This window comes from Actinotalea solisilvae (genome assembly GCF_016464425.1).
GTDB lineage: Bacteria > Actinomycetota > Actinomycetes > Actinomycetales > Cellulomonadaceae > Actinotalea > Actinotalea solisilvae.
Window position 1 is genome coordinate 1 of record NZ_JADDKQ010000010.1, and the last position, 17,101, is coordinate 17,101.

At 76.1% G+C, this 17,101-nt stretch carries 16 protein-coding genes; 4 read left to right on the forward strand and 12 right to left on the reverse strand.

Going from position 1 to position 17,101, the window contains the following annotated elements; translation table 11 throughout:
• Positions 1 to 202: 202 nt before the first annotated feature.
• The 3 genes from ftsL to mraZ form a co-directional block, all read right to left on the reverse strand.
• Positions 203 to 640, reverse strand: a complete 438-nt coding sequence (gene ftsL / locus JIG38_RS10365; RefSeq protein WP_199423743.1) for a cell division protein FtsL — start codon at positions 638 to 640, stop codon at positions 203 to 205.
• Entirely contained in the window at positions 637 to 1,641 is a 1,005-nt protein-coding gene (rsmH, locus tag JIG38_RS10370; protein WP_199423744.1) for a 16S rRNA (cytosine(1402)-N(4))-methyltransferase RsmH, read from the reverse strand. Before rsmH ends, ftsL begins: the two co-directional genes overlap by 4 nt.
• Positions 1,642 to 1,886: 245 nt before the next feature.
• On the reverse strand, positions 1,887 to 2,366 hold the full coding sequence (mraZ, locus tag JIG38_RS10375; RefSeq protein WP_199423745.1) for a division/cell wall cluster transcriptional repressor MraZ: 480 nt from the start codon (positions 2,364 to 2,366) through the stop codon (positions 1,887 to 1,889).
• A 423-nt stretch (positions 2,367 to 2,789) separates the two neighbouring features.
• Between mraZ and JIG38_RS10380 the strand changes: the two genes are divergently transcribed.
• The 3 genes from JIG38_RS10380 to JIG38_RS10390 are packed head-to-tail and all read left to right on the forward strand — an operon-like array spanning position 2,790 to position 7,282.
• Positions 2,790 to 3,788, forward strand: coding sequence for an AAA family ATPase (locus JIG38_RS10380; protein ID WP_199423746.1), 999 nt, complete (start codon positions 2,790 to 2,792; stop codon positions 3,786 to 3,788).
• A 3-nt stretch (positions 3,789 to 3,791) separates the two neighbouring features.
• Positions 3,792 to 5,069 (forward strand): DUF58 domain-containing protein, encoded by a 1,278-nt coding sequence (locus JIG38_RS10385; RefSeq protein WP_307844794.1) that lies wholly within the window; start codon positions 3,792 to 3,794, stop codon positions 5,067 to 5,069.
• A complete protein-coding gene (locus JIG38_RS10390) occupies positions 5,066 to 7,282 on the forward strand; it encodes a transglutaminase TgpA family protein (protein ID WP_199423747.1) in 2,217 nt (738 codons plus the stop codon). The genes JIG38_RS10385 and JIG38_RS10390 overlap by 4 nt, the downstream gene beginning before the upstream one ends.
• A gap of 129 nt (positions 7,283 to 7,411) precedes the next feature.
• On the opposite strand, the gene JIG38_RS10395 is transcribed toward JIG38_RS10390, so the two are convergent.
• The 3 genes from JIG38_RS10395 to JIG38_RS10405 are packed head-to-tail and all read right to left on the reverse strand — an operon-like array spanning position 7,412 to position 9,613.
• Positions 7,412 to 7,801, reverse strand: a complete 390-nt coding sequence (locus JIG38_RS10395) for an SCO2097 family morphological protein (RefSeq protein WP_199423748.1) — start codon at positions 7,799 to 7,801, stop codon at positions 7,412 to 7,414.
• Between the two features lie 37 nt (positions 7,802 to 7,838).
• Entirely contained in the window at positions 7,839 to 9,104 is a 1,266-nt protein-coding gene (locus tag JIG38_RS10400) for a DNA polymerase IV (RefSeq protein ID WP_307844795.1), read from the reverse strand.
• Positions 9,105 to 9,157: 53 nt separating this feature from the next.
• On the reverse strand, positions 9,158 to 9,613 hold the full coding sequence (locus JIG38_RS10405) for an SAV_6107 family HEPN domain-containing protein (protein WP_233404801.1): 456 nt from the start codon (positions 9,611 to 9,613) through the stop codon (positions 9,158 to 9,160).
• A 66-nt stretch (positions 9,614 to 9,679) separates the two neighbouring features.
• Here JIG38_RS10405 and JIG38_RS10410 point away from each other — a divergent pair, with 66 nt between their 5' ends.
• Positions 9,680 to 10,603: a spermidine synthase gene (locus JIG38_RS10410; RefSeq protein ID WP_199423749.1), complete on the forward strand. Its 924-nt coding sequence runs from the start codon at positions 9,680 to 9,682 to the stop codon at positions 10,601 to 10,603.
• 100 nt (positions 10,604 to 10,703) lie between these two features.
• Here the strand turns inward: JIG38_RS10410 and JIG38_RS10415 are convergent, their stop codons facing one another.
• The 6 genes from JIG38_RS10415 to JIG38_RS10440 form a co-directional block, all read right to left on the reverse strand.
• The gene (locus tag JIG38_RS10415) at positions 10,704 to 10,907 is read right to left on the reverse strand and encodes a cold-shock protein (protein ID WP_199423750.1); all 204 of its coding nucleotides are present in this window, start codon (positions 10,905 to 10,907) and stop codon (positions 10,704 to 10,706) included.
• Positions 10,908 to 11,154: 247 nt separating this feature from the next.
• Positions 11,155 to 12,579 (reverse strand): MFS transporter, encoded by a 1,425-nt coding sequence (locus tag JIG38_RS10420; RefSeq protein ID WP_199423751.1) that lies wholly within the window; start codon positions 12,577 to 12,579, stop codon positions 11,155 to 11,157.
• Positions 12,580 to 12,602: 23 nt separating this feature from the next.
• Positions 12,603 to 13,541: a proteasome assembly chaperone family protein gene (locus tag JIG38_RS10425; RefSeq protein ID WP_199423752.1), complete on the reverse strand. Its 939-nt coding sequence runs from the start codon at positions 13,539 to 13,541 to the stop codon at positions 12,603 to 12,605.
• An 83-nt stretch (positions 13,542 to 13,624) separates the two neighbouring features.
• Positions 13,625 to 14,062 carry a response regulator gene (locus JIG38_RS10430; RefSeq protein WP_199423753.1) on the reverse strand — a complete coding sequence of 146 codons (438 nt, stop codon included), beginning with the start codon at positions 14,060 to 14,062 and terminating at the stop codon, positions 13,625 to 13,627.
• Complete coding sequence (locus JIG38_RS10435) at positions 14,055 to 15,821, reverse strand: sensor histidine kinase (RefSeq protein WP_199423754.1); 1,767 nt, start codon at positions 15,819 to 15,821, stop codon at positions 14,055 to 14,057. Before JIG38_RS10435 ends, JIG38_RS10430 begins: the two co-directional genes overlap by 8 nt.
• Positions 15,818 to 16,999, reverse strand: coding sequence for a PP2C family protein-serine/threonine phosphatase (locus tag JIG38_RS10440; protein ID WP_199423755.1), 1,182 nt, complete (start codon positions 16,997 to 16,999; stop codon positions 15,818 to 15,820). Before JIG38_RS10440 ends, JIG38_RS10435 begins: the two co-directional genes overlap by 4 nt.
• Positions 17,000 to 17,101 lie beyond the last annotated feature (102 nt).

A 17,101-nucleotide genomic window follows, 5' to 3' on the forward strand; every position in this document is an offset into this window, starting at 1 on the left:
CGGCTCGCGGTTCCCGACGGGCCGGTCCCGCGCGGCATCGGCGTCGGCCCGCCGCCCGGGGCGCTCGCGCGGCGGGCCGGGCGAGCCGCCTCGCGTGCGCCGGCACCCGGGGCGGGCGTCGCGGACCCGCGCACCGACGTGCGGGGGCGGCCCGGCGTGCCGGGTCCGTCGGAGGCCCGGCGCCGCGTGCCGTCCGCGGGGGTCATCCGCCGGCTCCCGCCGGGACGGGGTCGCCGAGCACGGCGCCGTCGGCGAGGCGCAGGTAGGCCCCGTGCGTCGTCGGGACCATGCCGAGGGCGGACGCGGCGGCCGCGAGCTGCGCCGAGGACTCGGCGAGCCGCAGCTCCGTGGTGATCCGCTGCTGGACCTGGGCCGACTCGGCCAGCCGGGACTGCAGCGCGAAGCGCTCGTACTCCCCCTGCGCCATCGACGTGTTGAGCAGCAGCGCGCCCAGCAGCGAGCCCGCGAGCAGCGCCATGCACGTCACGACGAACGGCGCGCGCGTCCGCGCCTGCGCGGGGGCCCGGACGACCCGCAGCCGGGGCGGGACGTCGCGGCGCGGCGAGCCGGACGTCGAGGGGTCGCGCGACGGCCGTCCCGGGCGCGCGACGGGGACGGCGGACTGCTGGACGGCGCTCATGCGGCCCACCTCGGGGTGTGCTGGCGAAGGTGGTCGGGGGTCGGGCGCAGCCGCGCGGCGGCGCGCAGGCGCACCGACGCGGACCGCGGGTTGGCGGCGAGCTCGGCGTCGTCGGCCTGCTCGGCGCCGCGCGTGAGCAGCTCGAGGTAGGGCCGGTGCGTCGCCGGCTCGACGGGCAGGCCGGCAGGCGCGCTCGACGTCGCACCCCGGGCGAGCGCGCGCTTGACGATGCGGTCCTCGAGCGACTGGTAGGCCATGACCACGATCCGTCCGCCGACCGCCAGGCACTCGAGCGCTGCCGGCACCGTCCGCTCGAGCACCTCGAGCTCGTGGTTGACCTCGATGCGCAGCGCCTGGAACGTGCGCTTGGCCGGGTTGCCGCCGGTGGCCCTCGCCGCGGCCGGGATGGCGGACCGGACGATGTCGACGAGCTCCGCGGTGCGCGCGAGCGGCGCGACGGCGCGGCGTGCCACCACGGTGCGCGCGATCCGCGGCGCGAAGCGCTCCTCGCCGTACTGGCGCAGGACCCGCACGAGGTCCGCCTCGGCGTAGGTGTTGAGCACGTCGGCCGCCGTCGGGCCCGTGCTCGGGTCCATGCGCATGTCGAGCGGGGCGTCGTGGGCGTAGGAGAAGCCGCGCTCGGCCTCGTCGAGCTGGAGCGAGGACACGCCCAGGTCGCCGAGCACGCCCTGCACGGGCCGCCCGACGACGTCCTGCACGACGTCGAGCACCTCGTCGTAGACCGCGTGCACGGGCGTGAACCGGTCGCCGAACGGCGCGAGGCGCTCGCTCGCGAGCGCGATCGCCTGCCGGTCCCGGTCGAGGCCGACGACGCGCAGGTCCGCGAACCGCGCCAGGAGCGCCTCGGTGTGCCCGCCCATGCCGAGGGTGAGGTCGACGAGCACGGCGCCCGGCGCACCCACGGCGGGCGCGAGGAGCTCGACGCAGCGCTCGAGCAGGACGGGGACGTGCCGGTCGGCCGTCGGGCGGTCCTGGCTCATCTCACCTCCTGCTCCTGCTCGGGTTCCTGCTGCTCGGGTCCTGCTCGTCGTGCCGCCCCGTGGGGCCGTGTGGTCCGTCCCGGCGGGGCCGGGACGGCGGTGCTGGTCGGGAGGCCCTCCGCCGCCCGACCAGGTCTCCCTCCGCAGCCCCTCTGGCGCCGGGGAAGTGCGCCAGAGCGGGCGGGGAGAGACCTCGTCGTGCGGTGGCTGTCAGCGGGACGTCACCGGCACCGGGGTGCCCTCACTCAGAAGGCACCGGGGAACACCTCCTCGGCCGTGTCCGCGTAGTGGCTGACCTGCTCCTCGAGGTACGTCTCCCAGGCCGTCGCGTCCCAGATCTCCACCCGCGTGCCCGCGCCGATGACGGCGACGTCGCGGTCGAGGCCCGCGTAGGTCCGCAGGCCCGCCGGGATGGACAGCCGGCCCTGCTTGTCCGGCACCTCGTCGTGCGCGCCCGAGAGGAAGACGCGCAGGTAGTCGCGGGCCTGCTTGCTCGTCACGGGGGCCTGGCGGATCTGGTCGTGCATGCGCCGGAACTCTTCGACGGGGAAGACGAACAGGCAGCGCTCCTGGCCGCGCGTGACGACGAGGCCGGACGCGAGCTGGGCGCGGAACTTGGCGGGAAGGATCAGCCGGCCCTTGTCGTCGAGGCGCGGCGTGTACGTGCCCAGGAAGGGGCTGTACGTGCCGTAGGAGCCGGGGCTCGGCGCGGACTCGTTCGCCACGTCGCCTCCCTCCGTGCTCCCCCGGGCACGCCCACCGCTCCCCAGGTGGCTCCACGGTACTCCACTTTCCTCCACCAGCAAGGGCAGCGAGCGGCGTTTCACCCGTTCGCGAGGGCATCACCGCAGGTGAGAGGCGGTGGAGGATCGTGGAGGGCCAGGGCTCCCGGCGCGCCGCGCGGCACCGACCCGCAGGCCCGGCGCACGCCCGGCGCCGCGGTCGGCGTGCGGGGGGCGCCCGGACCACGGCACCCGCCGCCGCGGGGGTGGAGCGAAGTGGGGGGCGCCGGGGGCGCGTCCTCGGGCACCGTCCCGACGCCCCTCCGCCGCGCCGCCCGCGGCGTCGCGACGGGCCCGCCCGTCCGGGCGTCGCCCCCGCGCCGCCCGGTCACCTACGCTTCGACCAGTCCGGACGAAGGGGTCGCCATGCACGCACTGCCGACAGCACGCGAGGTCGACGACCTCGCCACGACCTCCCAGCGGATCCGCACGGCCATGGAGACCGTGATCACGGGTCGCCCGGACCTCGTGCGGCTCACGGTCGCGGTGCTGCTGGCCGAGGGGCACGTGCTCCTCGAGGACGTCCCCGGCGTGGGCAAGACGACGCTCGCCAAGACCCTCGCGCGCTCGGTCGACTGCTCCGTGGGCCGCATCCAGTTCACGCCCGACCTGCTGCCGAGCGACCTCACCGGCGTGACGATCTACCGCCAGGAGCAGCACGAGTTCGAGTTCCGGCCCGGGCCCGTGTTCGCCAACGTCGTCATCGGCGACGAGATCAACCGGGCCTCGCCCAAGACGCAGTCCGCCCTCCTCGAGTGCATGCAGGAGGGGCAGACGACGATCGACGGCACGACGTACCAGCTGCCGCGGCCGTTCCTCGTCATCGCCACGCAGAACCCCATCGAGATGGAGGGCACCTACGCCCTGCCCGAGGCCCAGCGGGACCGCTTCATGGCGCGCCTGAGCGTGGGCTACCCCTCGCGGTCCGCCGAGGTCGAGATGCTCGACCGGCAGGAGGCGGTCGACCCCCTCGCCCACCTCACGCCGGTCGCCACGATCGCCGAGCTCTCGTCGATGATCGACGTCGCGCGCCGGCTCTACGCCGCTCCCGGCATCAAGCAGTACGTCGTGGACCTCGCGGACGCGACGCGCAACGACCCGATGCTGCGCCTGGGCGCGTCGCCGCGCGCGGCGATCCAGCTGCTGAGGGCGGCCAAGGCGTCGGCCGCGATGGCGGGCCGCGACCACGTGCTACCCGACGACGTCCAGGAGCTCGCCGCCCCGGTCCTCGTCCACCGCCTGCTCGCGAGCACCGACGCGCGCCTGTCCGGCCGCAGCGTCGAGGAGACCCTCGAGGCGATCCTCGCGCGGACCCGGCTGCCGGCGTCCCGCGCGAGCGCGCCGGACCGCCGCGCGATCGGCTGACCCGTGCGTGACGCGCTGCGCGGGGTGCGCCCGACGGCGCGCGGCGTCGCGCTGGCCGGGCTCGGCCTCGTGACCGTCGTCACGGGCACCCTCACCGGGGTGCGGATCGTCACGCAGGTCGGCGCGCTGCTGCTGCTCGTCGTGGTCGTCGCCGTCACGTGGCTCGCGGTCGAGGCGCGGGCGCAGGACCGCGGCGGGCTGCGCCTCGTGCGACGCGTCGCGCCGCACCCGGTCACGGTCGGCGAGGCGGCGGTCGTCCGGGTCGAGCTGACGTCCGCGGGCGGGGCGCACCGGCTCGACCGGCTCCAGATCGCCGAGCGCGCCGCGCGCGAGCTGTCGGGGCCCACGGCGCTGCGGGCCCGCGTCCAGCGCTCCGCGGGCCGGCTCGCCCTCACCTACCCGGTCGACCCGCAGCGGCGCGGTCGCTGGCCCGTCGGCCCGCTCGAGGTCCAGCGGCGCGACCTGTTCGGCGTGGCGCGGTGGTCGGGCTCCCTGGGCGACCCCATGCTCGTCGCGGTGCGCCCGGCGATCGCCCACCTCGGCACGTCGAACGCGGCGGCGTCCACGGACGTCGACCGGCTCTCCCTCGGCGCCCGCACCCCCGCGGCCGACGACGCGTCGCTGCGCGACTACCGCTCGGGCGACGACCTGCGACGCGTCCACTGGCGCAGCAGTGCCCGGCGGGGGCAGCTCATGGTGCGCCAGGACGAGCGTGCCGGCCGCCGGCCCGCGAGCGTCCTGCTCGACCTGCCGCAGGAGGACGCCGCCGCCGAGTGGTCGATCTCCGTCGGCGCGTCGATCGCCATGGCCCTGCTCGCGGGCGGGCACCACGTGCGGCTGCTCGGTGGCGACGTCCTCGGCGCGGGGCCCGACCACCACCGCTCCGACGGCGACGGCGCCGGCGCCGACGCGCTGCTCGACCAGACGGTCGACCTCACCCGGCCGTCGAACCTCGGCACCCGGACGGCCTGGCTGCGCACCGCCGTGGACACCCTCGGCGCGCAGGGCGGCGGCGCCGAGCTCGTCTTCGCGGTCGTCGGCGCGCTCGAGCCGGACGCCCTCGCGTCGCTCGCGCGCGTGGGTGATGCGAACATGGGCTGGGCCATGGTGCGGACGGGCCACGGCGGCGAGGATGAGCCCATGTCCGCCGACGAGGCGAGGACCCTGCGCGCGCTGCGGCGCGCGGGCTGGACGGCGTGCGCCGTCCGGCCGGGCGAGGACGTCGCCGTCTGCTGGCACCGCCTGCTCGACTCCGACGAGCGCGTCGGGGTGGGCCGGTGAACGGCGTCGCGGCCGTCGGCGGGCGGCAGGCGTGGGTCGGCGCGGCCCTCGTCGCCCTCGCGACAACGGTCGGCACGTGGACCATGACCGGTCTGCTCGCGCCGGGGCCCTGGCGCGCCGTCAGCGCGCTCGTCGTCGTGCTGGTCGCGGGGGTCGTCGCGGTCGCCCGGGCGGTCGGCCGCGCGCGGCTCGCGCCGTCGGGCTGGGGCCTGGCCACCGGCGTCGTCGTGCTCGTCTCGCTCTACGGCGGGACGGGGACCACGCCCGGCCTTCCGCTGCCGACCCCGGACACGCTCGACCGCCTCGTGCGCCTCGCGCGCAGCGGGGTCGACGCGATCGTCGAGGGGCGCATCCCCGTCGAGCCCTCACGCGGGCTCGAGCTGCTGGTGGTCGCGGGCGCGACGGCGGTCGTCCTCGCGACCGACCTGCTCGCCCTCGGGCTCGGGCGCGCCGGCCTCGCGGGACTCCCCCTGCTCGGCGTGTGGCTGCCCACGATCCTGTTCGAGCGGGACCCCGGCGTGGTGCTCATGGTGCTCGGCGGGGTCACCTACCTCATGCTCCTGAGCCTCACGCGGCCCCGCACGCGACGGACCGCGACCGAGTCCCGGGACGCGCTGCCGGCGCTCGCCGCGGCCGTCGTCGTCTGCGTCCTCGCGCTCGCGTCGGGCCCCGTGGCCTCGGCGCTGCCGTTCTTCGGCTCGGTCCGCCTACCCGGGTCGTGGGGTCCCGCGGGCATCGACGGGCCCCTGCGCCTGTCGACCGACCTGGACATGCGCTCGAGCCTCGGTCAGCGGTCCGACCGTCCCGTGCTCACGTACACCACCGACGCCCCGTCGGTCGGGCCCCTGCGCATGTACACGATGAGCGACTTCGACGGCCGGGAGTGGCACCGGGGCGACACCCCGGCCGCACCCGAGGACCTGGCCGCGACCGACGGCGTCCTGTGGCCGCAGGACGCGGGCTCGCCGCCGCCCGAGGAGCTCTCCCGCCTCAGCGTCCGGGTCGGCGAGCTCTCCCAGGACCGGCTGCCCATCCCGACCGAGCCGCGCGCGGTCGACGTCGCCGGCACGTGGCTCTACGACCCGCTGCGCGACGAGGTCGTCGGGTCCCGGTCGACGTCGACGCGCGGCCTCTCCTACGAGGTCACGATCGCGGCGCGCGACCTCAGCCCCGACGCGCTGCGGCAGGACGAGGCCGCGGGGGTCGCGTCCGACGACCCGACGCTCGTGCTGCCCGACTCCCCGTTCGCGGCCGAGATCCGGGCGCTCGCCGCCGAGCTCACCGCGGACGCGACGACGACGTACGACCAGGCGCTCGCGCTGCAGTCCTACTTCCGTGACATCCGCAACTTCCGCTACGACACCGAGCTGCCCCCGCCCGAGACCGACGACGCGGTGTGGGACTTCCTCACGCAGAAGAGCGGGTACTGCGTCCAGTTCGCGACCGGCATGACCGTCATGGCCAGGGCCCTGGGCATCCCCGCACGGCTCGCCGTCGGGTTCCTGCCCGGGTCGCCGAGCACCGAGGTGCGCGGGGAGTTCGTGGTGTCGGGGCGCCAGGCGCACGCGTGGCCCGAGCTGTACTTCGCCGACGCCGGCTGGGTGCGCTTCGAGCCGACGCCCGCCGTCCAGACCGGCGCGCCGCCCGTCTACGCGGACCCGTTCGCGGGCCTCCCGGTCACGCCCGAGGAGCAGGCCGCGACGCAGAGCGCAGCACCGTCGCTCTCACCGGGCGCGGTCGCGCCCCAGCAGCAGCAGCAGGGCGGCGGCGGCCAGGTGGGCATCGGGTCGGCCACCGTCCCGACCTGGCTGGTGCTCGCCGGGGCGGGCCTCGTCCTCGTCCTGGCCGCGGCCACGGTGCTCGCGCTGCGGGCCCGCCGCCGGCGGCGGCACCCGCGGCTGCCGACCGACCCCGAGGGGTGGTGGGGGCACCTGCGCGCGCAGCTCACCGAGGCCGGCGTGACGTGGAGCGACGCGATGACCCCGCGCCAGGTGGGCGACCTGCTCCGTGAGCGGGTCGAGCGCTCCGACCGCGACCCCCTCGAGCGCGCCGAGGCCCTCGAGGCGCTCGGGCGGCTCGTCGCGACCGTCGAGTCGACGCGCTACGCCCCCGCCCCGGGCGTCTGGGACGTCGAGGAGCTCCAGGGCTGGGTCGAGGCCGTGCACCGGGTGTTCGTGCCCCAGCCGGAGCGGGAGACCGTCAGCGCACGCTGAGGCCTCGTGCTGCGGACCGACCCTCAGGCATCACCCTCAGGCGTCGCCCCCGAGGCATCGTCCGGGCGCCGACCCGAGGCATCGCCCCGGGCTGGGGCTGGCCGAACCGGTGCGGGCCGTGCGAGCGGGTCAGCGACCGCGCTCGTCGCGCCGGCGGTCCCAGCGCTGCTCGAAGCGCGCGATGAAGCCGGGCGAGGTGCTGCGTCCCTTGGGTCGCGGGCGCGTGGCGCCGTTCTCCATGACGATCCCCGCCGGTCCCTTGCGACGCGGCGGGGAGAACGCGAGGACGACCGAGGCGAACATCGCGACGAACCCCAGGACCCCGACGAGCGGCTGGCTCGTGGCCGCGCCGATGACGAGAACCGTGAGGCCGGCGACGGCGCCGGCCCCGGTGAGCAGCCATCGCTTGACCGTCCGCGTGCCACCGCCCTGGAAGGTGTTCACCAGCTTGGGGTCGTCAGACGTGAGCTGACGCTCCATCTGCTCCAGTACGCGCTGCTCGTACTCGGACAGAGGCATCGCTACCTCCGCGCTGCCGGTGGGACGGGGACAGGACTCAGGATAGGTCGCCGCTGCCCGGAGCGGTAGTTGAGACGGCGGGAGGTGCCGCCGTCAGGGTGGCGGCACGCACCGCGCGCGCCCCGAACCGGTGCCGGACCTCGTCCATGGCCTGCTCAGCGCGCCGCCGCGCGTCCGACGCGTCGTCCACCGCCTCCTCGAGCGTGAGCTGGCGGGCACCCGCCTCGGCGAGACCCTCCGCGCGCACGCCCACCAGGCGGACACGGCGTCCACCGAGGTCGGTGCCCGCGAGCAGGTCCCGGGCGGCGAGGTACAGCTCGCGGCCGACGTCGGTGGAGACGGGGAGCGTCCGGGACCGGCTCAGCGTGCTGAAGTCCTCGGTGCGCACCTTGAGGCTCACGGTCCGCGCGACCAGGCCCCGGTCCCGCAGCTGCGTCGAGCAGCGGTCCGCGAGGCGCAGCAGGTGCCCCTCGAGCACGCGGAGGTCGGCCGTGTCCTGCTCGAAGGTCGTCTCCGCCCCGATGCTCTTCTCCTGCCGCTCGGGCACCACGGGACGCGGGTCACGGCCCCACGCGAGGTCGTGCAGGTGCGCGCCCGACGCGCGCCCCACGGCGCGCTGCACGACGGCGACGTCGGTGGCCGCGAGCTCGGCGACCGTGGTGATCCCCCACCGCGCCAGCGCCTCGCGCGTCCGGTCCCCCACGCCCCACAGGGCGCCGACCGGCAGGGAGTGCAGGAACTCGACGGTCGCCGCGCGCGGGACGAGCAGGACGCCGTCCGGCTTGGCGAAGCCCGACGCGAGCTTCGCGACGAACTTGGTCCCGCCGATGCCGACCGAGCACGGCAGCGAGAGGCGCGAGCGCACGCGCTCGCGGACCAGCGCGGCGATCGCGGTGGGCGGTCCGAGGCGTCGCCGCGCGCCCGAGACGTCGAGGAACGCCTCGTCCACGCTGACCTGCTCGACCAGCGCCGTGACGTCCCGCAGGATCTCCATGACCGCCGCGGACGCCGCCCGGTAGGCGGTGTGGTCCGGCGGCAGGACCACGGCGTGCGGGCAGCGTCGCAGGGCCTGGGCCATCGGCATCGCGGAGTGGACGCCGTACGCGCGCGCCTCGTAGGTCGCCGCGAGGACGACCGAGCGGCCGTCACCGCCCACGACGACCGGGCGCCCGCGCAGGTCCGGACGCCGCACGAGCTCGACCGACGCGAAGAACGCGTCCATGTCGACGTGCAGGATCGACGCGCCGTCCTCCTCCGTCCCCCAGCTGCGCCGGACGCCCGCGGGCGGTGCCGCGCGGCTCACGAGCGCCACCGTGGCGGCGACGGCGTGCTGCTCCGGCTCATGGCTCGATCCTCTCAGGAGGCGTGCAGCAGCAGCCGGCCCTGCTCGGGCGCGTCGGCCAGCAGGCGCCGCCGCACGACGTCCTGGAAGTCCTCAGCGGCCGCGACCGTGCGCTCGGCGCGGTCGACGTCGACGACGCCCTCACGCCCCGACTCGACGGCGGCCCGCGCGGGCGCGCCCGCCGCGAAGAAGGACGTCCACGCCTCGAGCTCGGGGGCGACGGCCGCGACCATGTCCCAGACCGTGCGCGGGACCGGGCGACGCCGCGGGCGTCCGGTGACCTCGAGGATCGCGGCCCCGGCACGGAGCGCCGCGAGGTGGGCGTGGACGAAGCGCTCGTCCGGCGAGCCCGCCAGCTGGGCGGCGACGAGCTCGGCGTCGCTGCGGCGCAGGAGCTCGTGCGCGGACGCGGGGACCAACCGGGGCTCCTCCGTGTGCCCGACCTGACGGTCGACGACGTGCATGCTCATCCCGGTCACCTCCTGGGTCCAGTGTCGAACACCTGTTCGACTCCCGTCAAGACTAGCGTGGTCGCCATGCCTGACCGCCCCGCCGCCCGAGGTCGCCACGGGCGCGGCGGACGGGCCGCGGGCGCCGCCCAGGCGGCGCCGGACCTGCCGGAGGGCCCGGTCCGGATCGCCACGGGCACCGCCGAGGTGCGCCGCTCCCCCGACGACCCGCGCAGCGTGACGCTGTACGTCAACGGCGTGCCGAGCTCCCACCTCGACCTCGACGACCCGACGTGGCTCGAGTTCGAGTACATGCAGCACATGGCGGCGATCATCGCCCAGACCACCGACACGACCCTCGACGCGGTGCACCTCGGGGCCGCGGGCTGCGCGCTGCCGCGGTGGCTGGACGCGGTGCGTCCGGGCTCTCACCAGGTGGCCGTCGACGTCGACGCGGTGCTGCTCGAGCACGTCCGGCGCTGGTTCGCCCTCCCGCGCTCGCCGCGCCTGCGGCTGCGCCCGGGCGAGGCCCGCGAGGTCCTCGCGGCGCTGCCGGCCGCCTCCGCCGACGTCGTCGTCCGGGACGTCTTCGCGCCCGACACCACACCCGCGCACCTCACGACGAGCGAGTTCCTCGCGGAGGTCGTGCGCGTCCTGCGGCCGGGCGGGCTCTACCTCGCGAACGTCGCGGACCGGCCGCCGCTCGCGGTCGCCCGCGCCGAGGTCGCGACGGTGCGGGCGGCGCTCGACGACGCCCTGCTCGTCGCCGAGCCGGGCCAGCTGCGGGGGCGGCGCTACGGCAACCTCGTCGTGGGCGGGCGCGCGCCGGGCGGGCCCGCCGCGGCCGAGGGACGTCGCGGTCTCGCGCGCCGCCTGCGGAGCCTCCCGGTCCCCGCGGCGCTCCTCGAGGACGACGAGCTCGCAGCCTTCGCGGGGACCGTCCCCCCGCTGCGCGACGTGGCGCCCGAGGTCGCCGGGCCCGACGACGACGGGGACCCGGACGCGGCCTGACGCCCGCGGCCGCCGGCGCTCGGCCGCTGCGTCCCGCCCCTCTCGTGCGACGAGGCCGCACCCCGGGGTGGGGGTGCGGCCTCGTCGACGGACGGTTCGCTCAGAGCGGGCGGACCTTCTCGGCCTGCGGGCCCTTGGGACCCTGGGTGATCTCGAACTCGACCCGCTGGGCCTCCTCGAGCGTCCGGTAGCCCTGCGTCTCGATGGCGGAGTAGTGCACGAAGACGTCGGCGCCGCCGCCGTCCTGGGCGATGAAGCCGTAGCCCTTCTCGCCGTTGAACCACTTCACAGATCCCTGCGCCATGCTGTTCCTGTCCTTCTGTCCATCCGGGGGACGTTGATGACCCGGCCCTGTGCCCGGTCCTCGCGCCGCAGTGCTCGTACCCACGTCCTCCAGTGGCGGACAGGCCCAGCGCTAGCAACATCGGAAGCATGGCACGGTGGCCTCGGCGCGCGCCAGAGTCCGCGCACCCGACGCGGCCGGGGGCCGCGGACGTCGCAAGGAGCCGCCGCACGGGCGCCTGGCGCACCGACGCCCGGCGCGCCGCGCCTCAACGACGGGGCCGGTCCGTCCCCAGCCCGTCGACCGCCCGCGCCCCGCGCCGACGCGCGAGGACCTCGCGGACGGGCGGCACGACGACGCCGGCGGCGGCCATGACGCGGCGCGTGGCGCGCCGGCTCACGAGCACGCCGACGAAGCACACCGCCCACGGCACCACCATGACCGCGAACGCGGGGCGGAACGCCTCGAGCGACAGGGGCTCGGCGCCGCGCGCCGCGGCGACGTCGAGGACGATCCCGACCGCGAGCACGGAGAGCACGGCCATCGCGAAACCGCCCACGTTGACGAGCCCGGTCGCCGTGCCCAGGCGCGGGCTGCGGTTGAACGTGCGCGCGTAGTCGAAGCCGATGGCCGACCCCGGGCCGCCGACGCCGAGGACGACCACGAGCACGGCGAGCAGCCACATGGGGCTGCGGCCCGGGTGCAGCAGGACGGCGGCCCAGGCCGCGGCGGTCGCCAGCGCGATCGCGATGACCATCCACGAACGGCGCAGCGGGTGCCGTCCGGTCAGCGCCCCCACGACCGGCCCGGACGCCACGACGGCGAGGACGTTGAGCGTGAGGAGGCCACCCGCGGCGGCGGGCGAGAGCCCCTGCGCGGCCGTGAGGAACGGGTAGCCCCACAGGAGCACGAACACGGTGAGGGAGAACTGGCTCAGGGCGTGCGACCAGAACCCCAGCCACGTGCCCGGGACGGCGGCGACCTCGCGCACCGGAGCGACGACCCCGCCCCTGCTCCGCACGACCGTGCCGGGCGGTCCGTCGCGGACCACGCCCCACGCGAGGACGGACGCGAGCACGCCCACGGCGGCGAGCCCGACGAACGCCGGCGTCCAGCCCGCGAGGTCGAGGACGGCCACGAGCGGCACCGCGGCGAGCACCTGGCCGCTCTGCCCGACGATGCCCGTGAGCTGCGTGAGCAGCGGCACCCGGCGCGGCGGGAACCACGCGGCGACGAGGCGGATGACCGAGATGAACGTCGCCGCGTCGCCGGCGCCGATGAGCACGCGCGCGGCGTACGCGGCGCCCAGGCCGTCGGTGAGGCCGAGGAGCAGCTGGCCCGTCGCCATGAGCACGGCGCCCGTCCCGATCATCGCGCGCGAGCCGAACCGGTCGAGCAGGACGCCGGCGGGCACCTGGAGCGCCGCGTACACCCCGAGCTGGACCACGACGAACGTCGACAGGACCGTCGCGCCCACGCCGAAGCGCTCCGTCGCCTCGACCCCGGCGACGCCGAGCGACCCGCGGTGCAGGACGGCGACCGCGTAGGCGGCGAACGCGGCCGCGAGGACCGCCGGGCCCTGCGCGGCGGCGCGGGCCGCCCCGGTGCGTCCGGTCCGCGCGCCGGGCGGCGTCGCGCCCGGGGTCGCGTCGTCGCCCGGGTGTGCGCGCCTCGCCCCGGAGGGTTCGGGCACGCCGGGCGGGGCGGGCGGGCGGCTCAGCGGTCAGGACCGTCGCCGCCCTGCTGCTGGGCGAGGAACCTCTCGAACTCGGCGCCGAGCTCGTCGGCGGTGGGGATCTCGGCCTGCTCGGCGAGCAGGTTCGGCCGGCCGATCGCGCGCGAGAAGGAGTCGTACTGCTCCTCGAGCGCGCGCACGACGGCGGCGATCTCCTCGGAGCCCTCGACCTGGCGCTCGATCTCCTCGGTCGCCTCGCGCGCGGGCTCCTCGAGCGCCGCCAGGTCGAGCTCGAGGCCGGTCGCACGCTCGACCTGCTGCAGCGCGACGAGCGACGCCTGCGGGTAGGACGACTGGGCGAGGTAGTGGGGCACGTGGACGGCGAAGCCCATCGCGTCGTGGCCCCAGCGCCCGAGGCGGAACTCGAGCAGCGCGCTCGCGCTCGCAGGGACCTGGACCCGGCCGAACCAGGACGCGTGCTCGGCGACGAGCTCGGGCCGGCTCGCGTGGGCGGTGACCCCGAGCGGCCGCGTGTGCGGCACGCCCATGGGGATGCCGTGCACGCCGACCGCCAGCGGGACGCGGAAGCGCTCGACGATCTCGCGCACCGCGGCGACGTACCGCTCCCACTGCACGTCCGGCTCCGTGCCGTGCAGGAGCAGGAAGGGGACGTCCTCGCCGTCGCGCACGACGTCGACCGCGAGGTAGGGCTCCTCGTACTCGGCCCAGGTCGCGGAGTCGAAGACCATCGTGGGGCGACGCGAGCGGTAGTCGAGCAGGGCGTCGACGTCGAACGTCGCGAGGCGCTGCGTGCCGAAGCGCTCGGTGAGGTGCTCCGCGGAGAGCTGACCGGCGTTGCCCGCGTCGACGAAGCCCCGCACCATGTGCAGCAGGACGGGTCCCTGGCCGGCGTCGGCGCGCACGGTCAGGTCGCGTGCGACGTCCTCGTCGACCGTGTACAGCTCGCTCGGTTCGCGCATCACGTCCTCCGTCCTGCCTGTCTCGTGCCCGGCCCACGGCCGGCGCTCGGGTCAACGCCCGTGCGCCGCGCCGCATTCCGTGGTCACCGTGACGGCAGGCGCACCACGGAGACGAAGAAGTCGTCGATCTGCCGCACGACGTCGATGAACCGGTCGAAGTCGACGGGCTTGGTCACGTACGCGTTGGCGTGCAGCGAGTAGCTCCGCAGCACGTCCTCCTCGGCCTCCGACGTCGTGAGCACGACGACGGGGATCCGGCGCAGCTCGTCGTCGGACTTCATCGCGGCGAGGACCTGACGGCCGTCCATCCGCGGGAGGTTGAGGTCGAGCAGGACGAGGTCGGGCGTCGGGGCGTCCGCGTGCTCGCCCTCCTTGCGCAGGAACTCGAGCGCGCTCACGCCGTCGCTCACGACGGCGAGCCGGTTGGCGACCTTGTTCTCGGCGAACGCCTCGCGCGTCATGAGGACGTCGCCCGGGTCGTCCTCGACGAGCAGCACGTCGATGGTCTTGTGGTCAGCCATGCGGGGCGTCCTCCGGGTCGTGTGCGGGCGTCGCGCGCGCGGGACGCGCGTCGTCCCCGGGCGTCGAGCCTACGCGACCGGTCGCGGCCGGGGCGTCGACGGTCACGGGGACGGCCGGCGCGTCGGCGGCCCGCACGCCCGGTCGGGCGGCCGTCGACGGGGCGTCCGTCCCGGCCTCGGCGACCGGCAGCGTGAACCGGATGGTCGTGCCGCCGTCGGCGGGCTCGGGGTCGATCCAGATGTGACCGCCGTGGTACTCGACGATCTTCTTGCACAGCGCGAGCCCGATGCCCGTGCCCTCGTAGACGTCCTTGGCGTGCAGCCGCTGGAAGATCACGAACACCCGGTCGGCGTACTGCGGGTCGATGCCGATGCCGTTGTCGTGGCAGGCCACCTCCCACTGGTCGCCTGAGCGCCGGGCCTCGAACCGGACGCGCGGCGCGCGGTCCGGGTGCCGGAACTTCAGCGCGTTGCCGACGAGGTTCGCGACGAGCTGGACGAGGAGGGGGCGCTCGCCGCGGACGACCGGCAGCCCCGACCCCTCGATGGCGCCGCCGGTCTCCTCGACCACGCGGTCCAGGTCCGCGGAGACCTGGCCCAGCACGTCGTCGAGCTCGACGTCGGCGAGCTCGCCGCCGATGCGCCCGACCCGCGAGAAGCCGAGCAGGTCGTTGATGAGGCGCTGCATGCGCTTGGCGCCGTCGACGGCGAAGGCGATGTACTGGTCCGCGCGCTCGTCGAGCTGGCCCTCGTACCGCTTGGCGAGCAGCTGCGTGAAGCTCGCGACCTTGCGCAGGGGCTCCTGGAGGTCGTGCGACGCGACGTACGCGAACTGCTCGAGGTCCCGGTTGGAGCGGCGCAGGTCCTCCGCCTGCTCGACCAGCTGGGCGTGCGACTCCTCGAGCGCGGCCTGCGACGCCCGCGCCTCGGCCACGAGGTCGGCGAGGCGCAGCCGCATCTGCTCGATGTCGTGCGCGAGCGCGCCGACCTCGCCCGGGCCGACGAGACCGACCGGGTGGCCCACGTCGCCGTCGGCGACGACCCGCGCGTCCGCCGCGAGGGTCGCGAGCGGGTCGGTGACCCACCGGCGCAGGAAGACCCAGACGAGGACGCCGACCGCGAGCGCGGCCACGGCGAAGGACACGAGCACGGCGAGGACGAGCCGGTTCGAGGCCTGGAGGTCCTCGATCGCAGCCTGGCGCGACTGCGTGAGCAGGTCGATGTACTCCTCGGCGTGGACACGGACGTCGTCGAAGAACACGCGTCCGGCCTCGACCTCGTCGACCGTGACCGCGCCGCGGCCGCCGGCCTCGACGGCCGCGATGGTCGGCTCGGCGAAGTCGGTGTACCAGGTCCTGGCCGCCGTCGCTGCCGCCTCGCGGGCCACGAGGACGTCGTGCCCCTCGCCCAGCTCGGCCCGCAGCGCCGCCTCGGTCTCCTCGGGGTCGGCGGCGGCGACCCCCTCGTCGGGCTCGGGCGCGACGAGCCGTTCGAACAGCTCGAGCGTGGTCGGGTCCGCCGTGAGGGCGTACCCCCGCACGGACGTCTCGGCGTCGACGAGGCGCGTGTAGGCCCGGTCCGCCTGCGTGATCGCGTCGAAGTAGACGCCGGTGACGGCCTGCTGCCGGTCGGTGTGCCGCAGGAGGGCCGCGAACGCCCCCGCGAGCAGGAGAGCGAGGACCAGGCCGCCCGCGACGAGGGCGATGCCGAGGCGCCGGCGCAGCGACGTGCGGTCCGCGGCCAGGCCGCGCGAGGTCACCGGCCGCCCCAGCCGAGCAGCACGAGGGCCGTGTCGTCGACGAGGTTGCCCCCGTGGCGCTGGCTCACGGCCTCGAGCACCGAGTCGACGAACGACGGGCCGAGCGGGTCGCGGCCCGGCTCCGCCTCGGTCGCGAGCTGCTGCTCCATGACCCGCTGCAGGCCCTCCTCGCCGAGGCGCGTGAGGCCGTCGTCGACCGTGGTCTCCAGCACCCCGTCGGTGAACATGATCACGCGCCAGGTGTCGCCGAGCTCGACGCGCTCGGGCTGCCAGCCGCCCAGCACCGGGATGCCGAGCGCACGGCCGCGCTTCTCGGACGGCAGCGACGTCGTCGGCACGCCGAGCAGGAAGGGCGTCGGGTGGCCGCACAGGTAGAGGTCGAGCGAGCGACGGTCCGGCGCGACGACGACCTGGACGAGCGTCGCGAAGATCTCGGGCCGCCCGCGCTCCGCCGTGAGGATCTGCTCGACGACGTCGAGCACCTTCGCCGGCGGCAGCCCCGCGAGCACCGAGGTGCGCCACGCGGTGCGCAGCGTCGCGCCGAGCGCCGCCTCGTCCGGCCCGTGGCCCGCCACGTCGCCGACGACGGCGGCGACCGCGCCGTCGTCGCGCTCGACGACGTCGTAGAAGTCGCCGCCCAGCAGCCCGTCGCGCCCGGCGCGGTAGCCGACGAGCACCTCGAGGGCGCCGTCGCCGACCAGCGGCGTGGGCAGCAGCGCCCGCTCGAGGCGCGTCGTCTCGTAGTCCCGGATCTGGGCGCGGTACAGCTCGCGCTCCTGACGCTCGGCCCGACGGCGCTGGATCGCGTAGCGGACGGACCGCGTGAGGAGCTGGGCGTCGACCTCCCCCTTGACGAGGTAGTCCTGGGCGCCCGCGGCGACCGCGCGCAGCCCCTGCCCCGTGTCCGACAGGCCGGTGAGGACGACGACGGCCGGGATGTTCGGCGCGGCGAGCACGCGCTCGAGGGCACCGATGCCGACGGCGTCCGGCAGCCCGAGGTCGAGCAGGATGCAGTCCACGTCGAGCTGCGTGAGCGCCTCGTCGACGGTGCGCGCGCGGACGAGGTCGACCGGCTGGTCCGCGTCCGCGAACAGCTCGGACACGAGGTACGCGTCGCCGTCGTCGTCCTCGACGAGCAGGACGCTGATCGGGCGCGGGTTCGTCTCCTGGTACGGCACTGGCCACCTCTCGCGCTCTCCGGCACGGCGCCGCCGGGCGCCGCGCCCGATCCTAGGGGCCCGCCCGGACCCGCGCGTGTCCTGCGCGGCCCCCACGCACGT

Bases quoted from the DNA above. Each gene is read 5' to 3' on its own strand.
- JIG38_RS10380 (WP_199423746.1), top strand. From the start codon at position 2,790: ATGCACGCACTGCCGACAGCACGCGAGGTCGACGACCTCGCCACGACC.
- JIG38_RS10425 (WP_199423752.1), bottom strand. From the start codon at position 13,541: ATGCGCGAACCGAGCGAGCTGTACACGGTCGACGAGGACGTCGCACGC.
- ftsL (WP_199423743.1), bottom strand. From the start codon at position 640: ATGAGCGCCGTCCAGCAGTCCGCCGTCCCCGTCGCGCGCCCGGGACGG.
- JIG38_RS10410 (WP_199423749.1), top strand. From the start codon at position 9,680: ATGCCTGACCGCCCCGCCGCCCGAGGTCGCCACGGGCGCGGCGGACGG.
- JIG38_RS10430 (WP_199423753.1), bottom strand. From the start codon at position 14,062: ATGGCTGACCACAAGACCATCGACGTGCTGCTCGTCGAGGACGACCCG.
- JIG38_RS10405 (WP_233404801.1), bottom strand. From the start codon at position 9,613: ATGAGCATGCACGTCGTCGACCGTCAGGTCGGGCACACGGAGGAGCCC.
- JIG38_RS10415 (WP_199423750.1), bottom strand. From the start codon at position 10,907: ATGGCGCAGGGATCTGTGAAGTGGTTCAACGGCGAGAAGGGCTACGGC.
- rsmH (WP_199423744.1), bottom strand. From the start codon at position 1,641: ATGAGCCAGGACCGCCCGACGGCCGACCGGCACGTCCCCGTCCTGCTC.
- JIG38_RS10395 (WP_199423748.1), bottom strand. From the start codon at position 7,801: ATGCCTCTGTCCGAGTACGAGCAGCGCGTACTGGAGCAGATGGAGCGT.